The sequence below is a fragment of the Microbacterium barkeri genome, assembly GCF_027921765.1.
GTDB classification, from domain to species: domain Bacteria; phylum Actinomycetota; class Actinomycetes; order Actinomycetales; family Microbacteriaceae; genus Microbacterium; species Microbacterium barkeri.
In genome coordinates this window covers 72018-87170 of record NZ_BSEJ01000013.1, presented here as the reverse complement: position 1 = coordinate 87170, position 15153 = coordinate 72018, and the positions used below count along the sequence as shown (strand labels likewise).

13 protein-coding genes and 1 pseudogene are annotated in these 15153 nt (G+C 66.0%); 9 read left to right on the top strand and 5 right to left on the bottom strand.

The features are described 5' to 3' along the window. Positions 1–248: 248 nt before the first annotated feature. Complete coding sequence (locus PKE79_RS13185; protein ID WP_271174163.1) at positions 249–392, bottom strand: hypothetical protein; 144 nt, start codon at positions 390–392, stop codon at positions 249–251. Further along, positions 392–2725, bottom strand: coding sequence for a phosphoribosylformylglycinamidine synthase subunit PurL (purL, locus tag PKE79_RS13180; RefSeq protein WP_271174162.1), 2334 nt, complete (start codon positions 2723–2725; stop codon positions 392–394). The genes PKE79_RS13185 and purL overlap by 1 nt, the downstream gene beginning before the upstream one ends. 272 nt (positions 2726–2997) lie before the next feature. Between purL and PKE79_RS13175 the strand changes: the two genes are divergently transcribed. The 4 genes from PKE79_RS13175 to PKE79_RS13160 all read left to right on the top strand — a co-directional run bounded on the left by PKE79_RS13175 (position 2998) and on the right by PKE79_RS13160 (position 7661). After that, entirely contained in the window at positions 2998–3900 is a 903-nt protein-coding gene (locus tag PKE79_RS13175) for a hypothetical protein (protein WP_271174161.1), read from the top strand. Between the two features lie 2 nt (positions 3901–3902). Then, positions 3903–5453 carry a DUF262 domain-containing protein gene (locus PKE79_RS13170; protein ID WP_271174160.1) on the top strand — a complete coding sequence of 517 codons (1551 nt, stop codon included), beginning with the start codon at positions 3903–3905 and terminating at the stop codon, positions 5451–5453. A 122-nt stretch (positions 5454–5575) separates the two neighbouring features. Continuing rightward, positions 5576–5896, top strand: a complete 321-nt coding sequence (locus PKE79_RS13165) for a nucleotide pyrophosphohydrolase (protein ID WP_271174159.1) — start codon at positions 5576–5578, stop codon at positions 5894–5896. A 157-nt stretch (positions 5897–6053) separates the two neighbouring features. Continuing rightward, entirely contained in the window at positions 6054–7661 is a 1608-nt protein-coding gene (locus PKE79_RS13160) for a DNA/RNA helicase domain-containing protein (protein WP_271174158.1), read from the top strand. Here the strand turns inward: PKE79_RS13160 and PKE79_RS13155 are convergent. The 3 genes and pseudogenes from PKE79_RS13155 to PKE79_RS13150 all read right to left on the bottom strand — a co-directional run bounded on the left by PKE79_RS13155 (position 7640) and on the right by PKE79_RS13150 (position 10178). Beyond that, positions 7640–8449, bottom strand: coding sequence for a G5 domain-containing protein (locus PKE79_RS13155; protein ID WP_271174157.1), 810 nt, complete (start codon positions 8447–8449; stop codon positions 7640–7642). The two genes, PKE79_RS13160 and PKE79_RS13155, sit on opposite strands and share 22 nt — an antisense overlap. Before the next feature lie 69 nt (positions 8450–8518). Further along, positions 8519–8608: pseudogene (locus PKE79_RS16705) on the bottom strand (DUF2510 domain-containing protein); the annotation flags it as partial. A 145-nt stretch (positions 8609–8753) separates the two neighbouring features. Next, positions 8754–10178, bottom strand: a complete 1425-nt coding sequence (locus PKE79_RS13150; RefSeq protein ID WP_271174156.1) for an FAD-dependent monooxygenase — start codon at positions 10176–10178, stop codon at positions 8754–8756. Between the two features lie 298 nt (positions 10179–10476). Between PKE79_RS13150 and PKE79_RS13145 the strand changes: the two genes are divergently transcribed. From PKE79_RS13145 to PKE79_RS13125, 5 genes are all read left to right on the top strand, one after another. Then, positions 10477–11058 (top strand): helix-turn-helix domain-containing protein, encoded by a 582-nt coding sequence (locus PKE79_RS13145; protein WP_271174155.1) that lies wholly within the window; start codon positions 10477–10479, stop codon positions 11056–11058. Between the two features lie 105 nt (positions 11059–11163). Continuing rightward, on the top strand, positions 11164–12258 hold the full coding sequence (locus tag PKE79_RS13140) for an ABC transporter substrate-binding protein (protein WP_271174154.1): 1095 nt from the start codon (positions 11164–11166) through the stop codon (positions 12256–12258). Next, entirely contained in the window at positions 12255–13586 is a 1332-nt protein-coding gene (locus PKE79_RS13135) for an amidohydrolase family protein (protein ID WP_271174153.1), read from the top strand. The genes PKE79_RS13140 and PKE79_RS13135 overlap by 4 nt, the downstream gene beginning before the upstream one ends. Continuing rightward, on the top strand, positions 13583–14347 hold the full coding sequence (locus PKE79_RS13130) for an ABC transporter ATP-binding protein (RefSeq protein ID WP_271174152.1): 765 nt from the start codon (positions 13583–13585) through the stop codon (positions 14345–14347). The genes PKE79_RS13135 and PKE79_RS13130 overlap by 4 nt, the downstream gene beginning before the upstream one ends. After that, positions 14344–15150 (top strand): ABC transporter permease, encoded by an 807-nt coding sequence (locus PKE79_RS13125; protein ID WP_271174151.1) that lies wholly within the window; start codon positions 14344–14346, stop codon positions 15148–15150. The genes PKE79_RS13130 and PKE79_RS13125 overlap by 4 nt, the downstream gene beginning before the upstream one ends. The last annotated feature ends 3 nt before the right edge of the window (positions 15151–15153 follow it).

Below are 15153 nucleotides of genomic sequence, written 5' to 3'. Positions count from 1 at the left end.
CGGGACTCGATGGCGAGTCCGTACTGACGGGTCGACCGCGGTGGAAGTACTCCCTCTGTGCGACCGAAGCTATCCGCCGACCTTATGCGCGCGGTGTGAGCGGCTCCCCGCCCCTCGCATGTCTCGCTTATGCAGGCCAAACCACCCCGGAAGCCTGAACGAGTGAGACATGCCGGAGGGAGAAGCCCCCACAACGCGACAGCGGCCATCCGAGATCCGGATGGCCGCTGCGCGTCGAAGACGATGGCTTACGGGAAGAGCAGCGCGAACAGCGCGGAGCCGCCGCCCGTCGCGATGAGCGCGACGATGGCGATCCACGCCGTGATGCGGATGCGGCGCGTGCGCTGCGTGGAGTACGCGGCGAACTCGTCGTCCTCTTCCGGATTCGTCATCAGGCGGTGGGCTCGACCACGGTCGGGCCGAAGTGCTTCGGCAGCGTCGAGGTCGACAGCTCGCGGAGCTCGGCGGCCGAGACGGTGAAGACGTCCTGCACCTCGAGGTCGGCGACGGTGTCGGTGACGCCGATGCGGAGCACGGGGTAGCCGCGGCCCTCGCAGAGTCCACGGAACTTCACGTCCTCCTCGCGGGGCACCGTCACGATGACGCGGCCCGTCGACTCGCTGAACAGGGCGGTCGCGGCGTCGACGCCGTCGCGCTCCATGATCTCGGTGAGCCAGACGCGCGCGCCCACGCCGAAGCGCAGCACGCCCTCGGCGAGGGCCTGGCCGAGGCCACCCTCCGAGAGGTCGTGCGCCGACGAGATGAGCCACTCGTCGCGTGCGGCGGCGATGAGGCCCGCGAGGCGCTTCTCGCCCTCGAGGTCGACGGCCGGCGGGCGTCCGCCGAGGTGGCCGTGCACGACGTCGGCCCAGGCCGAGCCGTCGAGCTCCTCGCGCGTGATGCCGAGGAGGTAGATGTTCTCGCCCGCGTCCTGCCATCCGCTCGGGATGCGCCGCGCGACGTCGTCGATGATGCCCAGCACACCGACGACGGGGGTCGGGTGGATCGGGGTGTCGCCGGTCTGGTTGTAGAACGAGACGTTGCCGCCCGTTACCGGCACGCCGAGGGCGAGGCACGCGTCTGACAGGCCGTCGACGGCCTGCGAGAACTGCCACATGACCTCGGGGTTCTCGGGCGAGCCGAAGTTCAGGCAGTCGGTGACGGCCGTCGGCGTCGCGCCCGTGACGGCGACGTTGCGGTACGCCTCGGCGAGGGCGAGCTGCGCGCCCGCGTACGGGTCGAGCTGGCAGTAGCGGCCGTTGGCGTCGGTCGCGATCGAGAAGCCGAGGCCCGACTCCTCGTCGACGCGGATCATGCCGGCGTCGTCGGGGAACGACAGGGCCGTGTTGCCGAGCACGTAGTAGTCGTACTGGTTCGTGATCCACGAGGTGTCGGCGAGGTTCGGGCTCGCGACGAGCTGCGTGAACTGCTCGCGGATGGCCTCGGGCTCGGTCGGGCGGGCCAGGGCCGACGCCGAGTCCTCCTGGAGGGCGTCGATCCACGTCGGGTAGGCGACGGGGCGCTCGTAGACGGGGCCGTCGACCGCGACGGTCGAGGGGTCGACGTCGACGATCGTCTCGCCGTCCCACGTGATGACGAGGCGGCCATCCCCGGTGACCTCACCGAGAACGCTCGTCTCGACATCCCACTTCGACGTGACCGCGAGGAAGGCGTCGAGCTTCTCGGGAGCGACGATCGCCATCATGCGCTCCTGCGACTCGCTCATGAGGATCTCCTCGGGCGTGAGCGAGGGGTCGCGGAGGAGCACGTTCGTGAGCTCGACCTTCATGCCCGAGCCGCCGTTCGCGGCGAGCTCGCTCGTGGCGCACGAGATGCCCGCGGCGCCGAGGTCCTGGATGGCCTCGACGAGGTCGCCCTTGTAGAGCTCGAGGCAGCACTCGATGAGCACCTTCTCGGCGAAGGGGTCGCCAACCTGCACCGCGGGGCGCTTGGTCGGGCCGCCGTCGGCGAAGGTGTCCGACGCGAGGATCGAGGCGCCGCCGATGCCGTCGCCGCCCGTGCGGGCGCCGAAGAGCACGACCTTGTTGCCGGCTCCGGTCGCGTTGGCGAGGCGGATGTCCTCATGGCGCATGACGCCGACCGCGAGCGCGTTGACGAGCGGGTTGGCCTGGTAGACGGAGTCGAAGACCGTCTCGCCGCCGATGTTCGGCAGGCCGAGGCAGTTGCCGTACGACGAGATGCCCGAGACGACGCCGTGCACGACGCGCGCGGTGTCGGGGTGGTCGATCGCGCCGAAGCGCAGCTGGTCCATGACGGCGACCGGGCGTGCGCCCATCGAGATGATGTCGCGGACGATGCCGCCGACGCCGGTCGCGGCGCCCTGGAACGGCTCGATGTACGACGGGTGGTTGTGCGACTCGACCTTGAAGGTCACGGCCCAGCCCTCGCCGACGTCGACGACGCCTGCATTCTGGCCCATGCCGACCATGAGGCGCTCGCGCATCTCGTCGCTGACCTTCTGGCCGAAGCGGCGCAGGTAGATCTTCGAGCTCTTGTAGGAGCAGTGCTCGCTCCACATCACGGAGTACATCGCCAGCTCGCCCGACGTGGGGCGGCGGCCGAGGATGGCCTTGATCTGCTCGTACTCGTCGGGCTTCAGGCCCAGCGCGTCGTACGGCTGCTCCTTCTCGGGAGTGGCCACGGCGTTCTCGACGGTGTCGGCGACGTGGGCGTGCGGGGCAGCGGATGATGCGGGCGTGGTCACGCGGAAGCTCCTGAGGGGCGAGGGGGAGCGGACGAGGGAGAGTCTACCGGGCGGGGCGTGGGGCGGTTGAGGGGCGGGGGACGGCGGGAAGCGACGCGGGGTCGCGGTTGATGTGCGTGCGATAGGGCTAGGTCAGATTCGAGACGTAGAGAGCCACTTCGTGTCGGTCAACTACATTCGCGCACACTTCGGGTCCCGCAGTGTGAGCGAGTCCGGGGCGTATGGGGTTGCTATGGTTCCGATCAAACACTCGTGTTCAGTGAGGATGAACGTTGACTGAGGCCGAAGACGCCGTCGTAGATGGCCTTCCCGGTGAGCGCGCTAAAGCCGCCGGCGAGACATCCTCGGACGAGCGGGTGACCATGATCGAGAGGCTCTCCAGCGTCGTCGGCGTGGACTTTTCCGCCTTTGAAGCTCCATACCGCTCTTTCATAACGACTGCGCAGATGGATGTGCAAAATCACGAATTCTATTGGGATCTATCGGACCTGCACGATCAGCTTTCCAGAGAACTCGTAGTTGGGAAGATAAGAGCCGTCGACGCGTGGGCAAATGGGGAAACGGCATTCAAGCTGGTTGTGAAACCGTGGGAGTCTGTGCTCGACAAGCTCTATCGACTTAATATTGAGGAGAATCCCGAAGACGGTCCTCCTCAGCTCCTTAGCATTGACGACCGGGCGGAGAAGAAGCGCGTCCCCTCTGTCCGTGCATGGGTTACGCCGGACAGGGTGCACGAATTCGCGGACGATCTGATCCGCACGAAGTTTGTCGTGCCGTTCGTTGACGGGGTCGTCGATGTTAGTTCCCGCATTGCTGGAGCTGCGAAGGCCCTCGGGTTGAAGTCCTTCCCTCGGTATCACGCGAAAGATTCCGGGTATCACGCTCGTCACATCTATGTCGTCATTCCCGTAGTCGACGGGTCCGGAGCAGACGTTCACATTGCACTAGAAGTGAAGGTGCTTACAAAGCTCCAAGATACGCTCAGTGAACTCACGCACCTCCTCTACGAACTAAAACGCACCGGACAAGCGCCCTCGGTAAAGAAACGTAAGCTCGCGTGGCAGTTTGGTGATGCTGATTTTGAGGCTTCTTATGTCGGTCACAGCGCACACTACATTGAGGCGTCTCTCGTGCGATTGAAGGAACGTCTCGCCGCCTTCGAAGATAAGGACTGAATATGGAGAATCCGGAGCCGCGGGCACAGTACCTCAATGTTGTGCTGCGCCAAATCGACCGGACCTCGCTAAGGATTCCGCGATTTCAACGGCATTTCGTGTGGGACGAGAGCGACGTTCTGGAGTTGCTCGAAAGTATCAAGCGGGGATACCCCATTGGCAGTGTGTTGACGTGGAAGGTTGAGTCTGCCGACGGATATTTCTCCGGTTTTCGGACGGAAGCGTTTCCGGAAGCTGACGAGCGCGTCACTTCGTTTGAGGTCATCCTCGACGGCGCCCAAAGGCTTTCCAGTCTTTATGGATGCTTGCGACACCCGGATGCAAGTCCGAAGTACAAGATCTACTACGACGCCGACAGCGACGAATTTGTGCACGCCGATTCTGTTCGGTCGCTTGAAGCGTGGCACGTTCCTATGAGTGCCCTATTTGACAGTCGTAGCTTCCTCAAGGTTCAAGGCGACATAGCGGCGCTCGAGAACGGGGAGGCGCTCCTGCCTCGAGCCCTTGATCTGTACGCGACATTCCAGGACTATCAGGTCCCCATTATCGCTCTTTCGAATGCACGCCTTGAGGATGTTGTCGAGGTCTTCCGGCGCGTCAATAGCAGTGGCACCCCCCTGTCTTCTGTCGACTTCGTCCGTGCTCTCACGTGGCGATCCAACTTCGACCTCGAGGATACGTTTGACACTCTCTCGGAGAGATTCCGCGCCACGCCCCTGGATGGTCTAAATGATGAGTTCCTGATTCGCTGTCTATCGGTCGCCGCTGGCCTGTCGCTCGATTCGAGAGACGTTGGGCAACTTAAGAATCTTTCCTTGCGCCCCGGGGGTTTGTCGAACGAAGTGTCGGAGATGGAGGCTGCGCTTGACCGCATGTCGGAATTCCTCCAGCGTCTGGCAATCTCCGGCTTGTCTGAGGTGCCATATGAAGCGCAACGGCTCATTCTGTTCGGGATCATGCTCTTTAAGGTTAAGTTGCGTCCGGCCGAGATTGAGGATTGGTTGTGGCGTTCTACCTTCGCCGAGGAGTATCAGAGCAAGCCTGAGTCTTACCTGACGCGCTTGATTCGGGAAGTTAAGGGCGGTGATCCCGTCCGCGCGCTGGAGGTTCGCAAACCAATTGAGCCGGACTTGTTCGTGGGGCGCGTTCGCCGTGGCGGTTCGGCAGTCACAATCGGGTTCGATCTGCTCCTTCGTCGCGAGAAGGCGCGGTCATTGCTGTCTGGCGAGGTTGTCGGGTCGAGTGAAGGACAACACGAATACCTGTTCACGCGGGAGCAACTAAGCGAAGGCACGTTCGGCCGTGTGGCGAGCGCGGCGCTTCTGGCTAATCTCGTCTTGCTGACCGCCCACGACGCCCTTACGTGGCGGAAGATGCGGAAGAACCTTACGTTGCGTCAGATGTATGAAGAATGCGAACGGCGAACCGGAGATGCGGCCGAGATCTGGCGCAGTCAGGGGTTGGTCCTTCGTGAGGAAGAATCACCCACCTCCGTGTTGGAGAACCGATCGTCGTATCTCGTCGGGCGTGTAACTGGTCGCGGATTTGCGTGACCTCCAGACGGTCTAGATCGTGAGTGGTTAGGCGCATCGATCGATAGGCGAGGCTAGCCGACCGTCGAGCGGCGAGCCGCGGCGGGAGCGCGGGCGGCCTCGACCGCTGATACGTTCGCCGTATGTCAAGCGTTGCGGTCTTCGAAGAGCTGCGCGCGTTCGTCCGCGAGCGCGACTGGGCTCAGTTCCACACGACCGAGAACCTCGCGAAGAGCATCGCCATCGAGGCGGCTGAGCTGCTCGAGTGCTTCCAGTGGAACGCGGACGGTGACCCGGCCGACATCCGCGACGAGCTCGCCGATGTCCTCACGTACTGTTTACTTCTCGCGGACAAGCTCGGTGTCGACCCGTACGAGATCGTGCTGAGCAAGCTCGCGAAGACGCGACAGAAGTACCCGGTGGAGCGTGCGAAGGGGCGGAGCACGAAGTATGACGCCCTCTAGGATCGAGCGCCTCCCGTTCGACGCGGAGGAGGTCCGCACCTGGGGGCGGCGAGATCGCGCGCATACGGATTGGCCGGTCGTCTACGTCCTCGACGGCGACCAGCGGCAGGCGCGTCCGGCGGTCTACGTCGGCGAGACCCTGAACGCCGCAGCGCGGATGAAGCAGCACCTCGCGAACGCGAGCAAGCGGGAGGCCGGACTCACGACCATCCGCGTCGTCATCGACGATCGGTTCAACAAGTCCGTATGCCTCGATCTCGAGTCGCACCTGATTCGCTGGCTCGCCGGGGACGGTAGGTTCACGGTTCTCAATGGGAATGAGGGCATCACCGACGCGGCGTATTTCGACAGGGACCTGTATCGCGAATCTTTCCGCGACATCTTCGAGCAGCTGCGGGCCGACGGGGTCTTCGAGCGCTCGATCCCGCAGATCGAGAACAGCGACCTCTTCAAGCTGTCGCCCTTCAAGGCCCTGACGAATGATCAAGCTGCGGCTGTCGAGGACATCCTGGAGGGGCTCTTCGCCGACCTCGAGACGGGTGTCGATTCGACCGCCGTGGTTCAGGGCCAGCCCGGCACCGGCAAGACGATCGTCGCGATCTTCCTCATGAAGCTGATCGCCGACATCCGCGATCACGACGAGAACGACGAGGTGCAGCCTGACTCGATCTTCGCGGATCTGTTCGTCCCGGAGCATCGAGCCCGGTTGCAGGACTTCCGAATGGCGCTGGTGGTTCCGCAGCAGTCGCTTCGGCTGTCCATCCGGAAGGTGTTCAAGAAGACTCCGAAGCTCGATCCTTCGATGGTCCTCTCGCCGTATGACGTGGGAAAGGCGGAGGAGCCGTTTGACCTGCTGATCGTCGACGAGACGCATCGGCTCAACCAGCGAGCGAATCAGTCGTCTGGCATGCTCAATCGCGACTTCATCGAGATCAACAAGCGGCTGTTCGGCGCGGATGATCTCTCGAAGACGCAGCTCGATTGGATCAAGGCGCGCAGTTCGCACCGAATCCTTCTCGTGGACGGCGAGCAGAGCGTCCGGCCGGCCGACCTGCCCGCGGCGACGCTCGCCGCGGAGGTGCGCGCGGCGTCGGCTCTCAGTCGCCGGTATCCGCTGCTCACCCAGATGCGGGTGAAGGCAGGAGCGGACTATGTCGAGGCCATCCGTCGGCTGCTGCGGGGCGAGGAGGGCGCTGCCGTGTCGGGGGAGATGCTCGGCGAGTACGACCTGCGGTTCTTCGATGACCTGGCTGACATGCGCATGGCGATCCTTCGCAAGGAGGAGGAGCACGGGCTTGCGCGACTCGTCGCTGGCTACGCCTGGGAGTGGCGAAGCCGTCGCGACCCCAGCGCCTTCGACATCGAGCTCGACGGCGTCAGGCTCCGCTGGAACAGCACCGACAAGGACTGGATCAACGCGCCGGGTTCCCTCGACGAGGTCGGTTCGATCCATACGGTGCAGGGATACGACCTCAACTATGCAGGCGTGATCATCGGTCCTGATCTGCGATACGACCCGCTTGCTCGGCGTCTGTTCGTCGATCGTGAGTCGTACCGTGACAAGAAGGGCAAGGAGAACAACCCGGCTCTCGGCATCTCCTACTCAGACGATGACCTGCTCCAGTACATCCGGAACATCTACGGGGTGCTGCTGACGCGGGGTATCCGCGGGACGTACGTGTACGTGTGCGACCCGGCGCTGAGGGGATGGTTGCGAGAACGGCTTCCGATGGGCGTCGAGCGTCACGAAGGCTCGCACGCGTAGCCGTCGCCGTCTCGATCGAGTTCGTAGATATCCGAGCCGACAATTCGCGCCACTCCGTCGAAGTAAGCGGGTCCATTCCCTCCGCCCCCTGCGCAGTCGACGTCGGTTGCGACAGGGACGCATGCGTCAGCGTAGTTAGGATCGCAGCCCGTCCCCGGCTCAGGTGCGGCAGGCGGGGCGGGTTCTGGAGCGACATAGGTGCCGACGGAGGTGACTTCGGTCACCGGCTCGACGGTCACCACGTCGGAGAGCAGCTCTCTCTGCAGCTCCTTCCCTTCGAGCTCAGTGACGCGGTAAGTCAGAGTGCGCTCTCCTGGTTGTCCCGGTGTAGATACGAGCGTCTGTCCCTGCGGCAGATTGATGTCGTCCTGCGTGACTCTCTCGAACGCAATCTGCTCAGTGACGACTTCCTCGCGAACCGTCGGCGTCGGCGTCGGCGTCGGGGTTGGCGTGGGACTGGGTGTCGCGCCGCTCGTCGGAGTCGAAACGGGGTCCGGCGATTGACGGCCCGCGTCATCGCGCGGCGCCGTATCGCGGTCGGAGGTGCGCACATCCGCGAATGAGGCGCGCTCGCCCTCCGCTGGTGGGCGGATCGACGCCGTCACGCTTCCCGTGACGAGCAGCGCGATGGTGGCAGCGACGGTGACCACGGCCGCGGCCTTCTTCGATCGGAAGCGCATCCAGGTGCGGGTGCCTCTGCTCCAGCCGACGATCCCTGTTATGGCGACGATCAGCGCGATCGGCGCGATGACCGGCGACAACAGTATCAAGGGCACCAGTGCGACCACGCCGATGAGAAGCCATCCCCAAACGGGCGGGCGGCGTCGCGCGGGCCTATCTACTGCCGAGGCGGATGCTGCAGTCGCCCACGCCCGACCGTCCCACCAGCGCCATTCCGCGGGGTTCTCGGGATCTGGGTACCAGCCGGGGGGAGGAGTGCTTGCCAAGGGAGTCTCCAGGGGAACGCAGGAAAGTGAAACGTGTCGCGTTGCCCCCGGCCGACCAGCCGAGCGGATTCGCAGCTCAGGTCACACCCTGCCCATCAGTGCCCGGGCAGTCAAGCGGGGAAATATGCGGTCCTCGCGGGCTGGTTCATCTCCCAGGACGGATCCACTCTTCGAGCGCCCTCTCCAGCCCCACCTGATCCTCGCCGACCCACGCCACGTGCCCATCCGGCCGCAGCAGCACAGCCTCCTGACCCAGGTGCTCGCCGACATCGGCGATCCGGTGGATGATCCTGGGCCATCCGTCGACCGACAGCCCGCTCGTCTGGTCGAGCAGCAGCCACCGTCCGTCGCGCATGCGCTCGTACAGGCGGCCCTCCGCCAGTGGCATGTCGCGAAGCCTCCGCCCGACGAGCGGGTTGTTCGATCCGAGGTCGTAGCGGATGCCGATCGACGCGAGGCGCTCCGCGAGGAAGCGGTTGACGTCGTCGAAGTCCATCAGCTCGGCGAAGAGCCGACGCACTGCCTGCGGGCCAGGAGCCGCGTCGATCAGTACGCTCTGCGCGCGCGTCAGTGTCAGCACATCCGCCGCGACCGGATGCCGCTCCGCGAAGTAGGTATCGAGCAGGCCGGACGCGGCCCATCCGCGAATCTCCGCCGCGAGTTTCCATCCGAGGTTGAACGCGTCTTGGATGCCGAGGTTCAGGCCCTGCCCGCCGAGGGGCGGATGCACGTGCGCCGCATCGCCCGCGAGGAACACGCGGCCCACGCGATATCGATCGGCCAGGCGCGTGGCATCGGTGAAGCGGGTGAGCGAGATGGGGGAGTGGGCGCCGAAGTCCGTCCCGGCGAAGGCGCGGATCTGTGATCGGAACTCGTCGAGCGCCGGGGGCACGGTGCGGTCCTCCGAGACGGATGCCGCGGGCACGACCGCGCGGAAGTGGCCATCCGGCGTCGGACCGATGCCGAACCCGCGATGCGTCTTGCGCACCTCGTCCGAGATCGCGGCCACCTCATCCGCCGGCGCCGTGATCTCGATCTCGCCGAGCAGCCACTCCGTCGTCGCGGCCTCACCGGGGAAGCCGACGCCGAGCGCACGGCGCACGAGGCTGCGACCGCCGTCGCAGCCCACCATCCACCGGGAGCGCACCCTCGTGCCATCCGCGAGCTCGATCGTGACGCCGTCCTCCTCCTGTGTGAAGGCGACGGCCTCGATGCCGCGGCGGATGTCGGCGCCGAGTTCGGCCGCGCGCTCGGCGAGCAGGCGGTCGGTGATCGGCTGCGGGATGCCGAGGATGTACCCGTGCGCGGTGTCGAGGTCGGCGGGCTGCGGCTTGTCGATTCCCGCGAAGCGCCCGACCCCGGGGTAGGCCGTGCCGTGCTCGAGGAAGCGCTCGAGGAGCCCGCGCTGATCGAGGATCTCGATGCTGCGCGCGTGCAGCCCGAGTGACCGCACGAGGCGGGTTGGCTCCGCGTCGCGCTCGAAGACGAGCACGCTGACGTCGTGGAGGCGCAGCTCGCTTGCCAGCATCATGCCCGTCGGGCCGCCGCCGATGATGGTCACGTCGTGCATGTGCCGCCCCCTCTCGCGCCCGAATCTCCGGCGCGGCGGACCATTCTGCTCCGCGCCGGGGACCTTGCGGCAAGCCCCTGGGCCGCCGATATCCTGAAGGTGGCAGGAGGCGTTCGAGCTTCCTGCCTTTGTCATCTCCAGGTGAACCTCTCCATCCCGACCCGCCTCGCCGCGCCGACGGCCCCTGGCGTCATTTACCTGCCCGCAACACAGGGGCAATCGCTTCGTGATCACTCGTGGCATACGGTCTGTATAGCTCGAGTAATCACCGTGATTACTCGACGGAAAGAGGAGCATCATGACCGACGCCGAAGCCATCGAGCTCGGGGCGCGCATCCGGGACCTGCGGTCGCTTGCGGGCATGTCCACGCGCTCCCTCGCGGCGAAGGCGGGAGTCAGCGCCGGGTACATCAGTCAGATCGAGAACGGGCAGGCGAACGCGAGCATCGCGGTTCTGCGCTCCATCGCCGACGCGTTCGGGATCCCCTGGCTCGAGCTCTTCGGCCCCGCCCCGCAGCACGGTCGGCTGCTTCGCAAGGCAGACCGCCCGAAGCTGTTCTCGGATGGCCACGTCGCGCACTACGGGATCACTCAGCCCCCGATCGGCAACGTCGAGGTCCTGGTCTCGGAATACGAGCCCGGTCAGGGCACCGGAGGGCCGGACTACACCCACGGCGACTCGCAGGAAGTCTGCATGGTCCTGAAGGGCACGCTGCAGCTGACGGTCAACGGCGAGAGCTACGAGCTCGGCGCCGGCGACAGCATCGAGTACCGGACCTCACTGCCCCACCAGATCCGCAACGTCGGCGACACCCGTGCCGAAGCCGTCTGGATCGTCACCCCACCGTCGACACCGAACTGGCCGGCTCGCCCCGAGTAGCCGCCACGGAGTCCTCACGGGCCCCGGCACCCCGTGCCGGAGCTCTCCTCGGCGCGCCTGTGCACCACTGCGCCTTTCGGCTCACCCCACCCGAAGGAGTTCCGCATGCACCACCCGCTCCGCAACGGCGCCCTGATCGCCGCTGTCTCGCTCTTCGCGCTCACCGGCTGTTCGTCCCCCGGGACGAGCGCTGACGGCGAGAGCCTCACGACCGTCCGATTCGGAATCCCGACGCAGATGGGGGCCAACAACGCGCCCATGGCAGTCGCCGATGCTCTCGGCTACTTCGAGGAGGAGGGCATCCGACTCGAGATCGTGCACACGACCGACACGACCGCCATCATCCAGGGCATCTCGAGCGGCAACCTGGAGATCGGGAGCACGCCTCCTGAGCCGCTGCTCCAGGCCATCGAGAACGGCGGAGACGTCGCGTTCGTCTACAACTACATCCGCCAGCAGACCGGCTCGATCGCGGCCCTCGCGAAGGGGCCGATCCGGTCTCTCGAGGACCTCGAAGGCGGCGCCATCGGGCAGTCGGCCCTGGGGAGCAGCAACCTCCTGCTCTCGAACGGCATCCTCTCCTCCGTCGGGCTCGAGGAGGACGTCGACTTCACGAACGTCGCCGTCGGCACCGGGGCAGCGGCCCTGCAGGCACTCGAGACCGGACAGGTCGATGCGCTCTCGCTCTGGGACACCGAGTACGCGGCATTCGAGCAGACGGGAGCCGAGCTGACCTACTTCACGACGCCCGAGGTGGAGTCGCTGTTCTCCACGACGTACTTCACGTCGCCTGACTACGTCTCGTCGGAGCCCGACGTCGTCGAGGGCTTCGGCCGGGCGATGGCGAAGGCGACGCTCTTCACCGCGACGAACCCCGAGGCAGCCCTCCGGATCATGTACGAGGCCTACCCGAACACGCTCCTTGCGGGCGCGACGGAAGATGAGCAGCTGGCCATCGACATCGTCGCTCTGAGCCGCCGCATCGAGCTGCTCCTCGCAGGCGACCCGCAGGCGAACGGCACCTGGGGCGCGTACTCGCCGGAGGCCATCCGCGCGTGGGAGGACTTCGCCCTCGAAGCCGGGATCGTCGACTCGGAGGTCGACGCCGCCTCGCACGTCGTCAACGACTTCGTCGACGGCTACAGCGACTTCGACGCCGACGCCGTCATCACCGAAGCACAGAACTGGAGCGCCGAATGAGCACCCTGACCTACACCGATGGCGTCCCCGCGATCGACCACCATTCCCACGCCGGCTACGTGCGGCCCGGTCAGAAGCTGGAGCCTGTCTCGTCGTACGAGCTCGAGAACGCTCTCGGCCACATCGAGGGGCGCGTGCCGCACGCCGACTATCAGCAGTGGATGGCCGAGTCCGAAGCAGGGCGAGCGGCGGAGGCGGACAGCCTGGCTGCCGCGCTCAGCATCCCTGCCCTCATCGAGGAGAGCCGTCGATTCCAGAGCACGACCGTCTACGCGGCTGTGCTCCGGGAGGGAAGCGAGGCGCTGTACGGCCGCCACGACGCGCAGACGACCGATCGGCTGAGCCTGGAGGCGCGGGAGAAGGACTTCACCGCCCTCTACGATCGCGCCCTCCTCCTCTCGGACACCGCGAGCGTGCTGACCGACATCCCTGAGATCGACGCCGAGCTGTGGCCGCACGAGCGCTACAAGCCCGTCGCCCGCATCGACCCCTACCTCTTCCCGTTCGGCCATCCGACATGGACGGGTCGAGGAACCGACACGCCTCGCTTCCGACGGATCTTCAGCAGCATCCTGCAGCGGCAGCTCGACCTCGCAGGCGTGCCATCGCTCCCTGCGACGCTCTCCGCATACGTCGACTTCGTCAGGGCCTCGCTCGACCGTCGACGAGCATCGGGGTTCGTCGGGCTGAAGATCGCCTCCGCCTACGTGCGCACCCTGCAGTTCCAGCGCACCGAGCGGATGGCCGCGGAGGACGCGTGGCGCACTCTCGCCTCCACAGCGGAGGTCGACCCGGCGGCGCACAAGACGCTGTCCGACTACCTCGCGTTCGAGATCCTCGAGTGGGCGGTCGCCAACGAGATGCCCGTGCAGATCCACACCGGCTTCGGGCACCCCGAACCCGGTCTGCGGATCAGCACGGCGAATCCGCTGCTTCTCGAGGAGCTGATCGGCGACCCGAAGCTCAACACGCTCAAGATCATCCTCATCCACGGCGGATTCCCGTACAGCTCGTACCTCACCGCGCTCGCGCAGATGAACGGCAACGTCCACCTCGACTTCTCATGGATGCCCTACCTGCAGCATCACACGGTCGGGCGTCTGCTCGAGGAGTGGCTCGAACTGCTGCCGGCGAACCGCGTGCTCTACGGAACGGACACCGCCTCACCCGAGGTGCACTACGCCTCGACGATGCGGGCGCGGAAGTCTCTCGACACCGTGCTCGAGTCGGGCGTGCGGGATGGGCTGTGGACCATGCGACAGGCGGGATGGCTCGCCGAGCGGGTGCTGCACGGGAACCTCTGCGACCTCTACGGGATCTCACTGTGAGCGCGCTCGTCGACCTGCGCGGTCTGGAGAAGGTCTACACCACCCGCACCGGAGACGTGCACGCTCTGAGCGACGTCGACCTGCAGATCGAGGAGGGCGAGTTCCTCGCGATCGTCGGTCCGAGTGGATGCGGAAAGACCACGCTGCTGAAGATCCTGGCCGGACTCGAGGAGCACAGCCGCGGCAGCGCGGCGATCGGCGGGCATCCGATCGCGGCGGGCAACGGCGACGTGGGCATGGTGTTCCAGAAGGCGACGCTCCTGCCGTGGCGCGACATCCTGTCGAATGTGCTGCTCCCGTTGAGCCTGCGTCGCCGACCGACCGCGGCGGATCGGCAGAAGGCCCTGGATCTGCTGCGCATGACCGGACTGGACGAGTTCTCCGGCAAGCGCCCACATGAGCTCAGCGGAGGCATGCAGCAGCGCGCGGCGATCTGCCGGGCACTCGTGCACGACCCCTCGCTCCTCCTCATGGACGAGCCTTTCGGCGCGCTGGATGCCATGACCCGCGACATCCTGAACGTCGAGGTGAACCGCATCTGGCGCGAGACCGGGACGACCGCCGTCCTCATCACGCATTCGATCAGCGAGGCGGTCTTCCTCGCGGAGCGCGTGATCGTGATGAGCCCTCGACCGGGGCGCATCGTCGACGAGATCGAGATCCCCTTCGGCAAGGAGCGCAGGCTCGACCTGCTCGGCGAACCGGACTTCGCCGCCCTGACATCCCGGATCCGCAGCCACTTCGAGGTGAGCCACGCATGACCACCGACATCACCCGGTCGACCGGGAGCGCCAGCGCGCCGAAGAGGAAGCCGCGCTCCTCGCCATCGCAGGTCGTCGGCGCCCTCGCGGTGCTCGCCGCGCTGCTGTCGGCGTGGCAGTTCCTGCCCGGCTGGCTCAACACTCCCCGGTACGTCGTGCCGCCCCTGAACGAGGTGCTCGTCGCCCTGGCCGACCCGGTCGCGCTCCCTCGTTACCTCCAGAACGCAGGCGCGACGATGATCGAGGTCGCGCTGGGGCTCGCCATCGGCGTCGCGCTCGGCCTGACGCTCGCCCTGACGCTCGCGCAGCTCCCGCGTGTGTACGGCATCGTCTTCCCGTACATCGTGGCGATCGAATCCATCCCGAAGGTCGCCGTCGCTCCGCTCTTCGTGATCTGGTTCGGATTCGGTCTGACGTCGAAGGTCGTGGTCGTCGTGCTGCTCGCGTTCTTCCCCGTCCTCGTCAACACCATCCACGGCCTGCGGTCGGTCGACCGCGATCAGATCGACCTCTTCCGAGTCAACGGCGCTTCTGCGCTTCAGACGAGGCTGCGCCTCATGATCCCGGCAGCTCTCCCGCAGATCTTCAGCGGTCTCGAGCTCGCCGTCGCGAACGCGATGATCGGAGCGATCGTGGCCGAGTTCGTCGGCGCCCAGGAGGGCCTGGGGGTTCTGATCCTGCAGGCTCAGGGGCGGATGGAGACGCCCGCCGTCTTCGCTCTGCTCATCATCCTCTCGGCCATCGGGATCGCGCTCAACGTCGCCGTGCGCTTCCTCCGCAAGCGCATCGTGACCTGGGAATGAGCT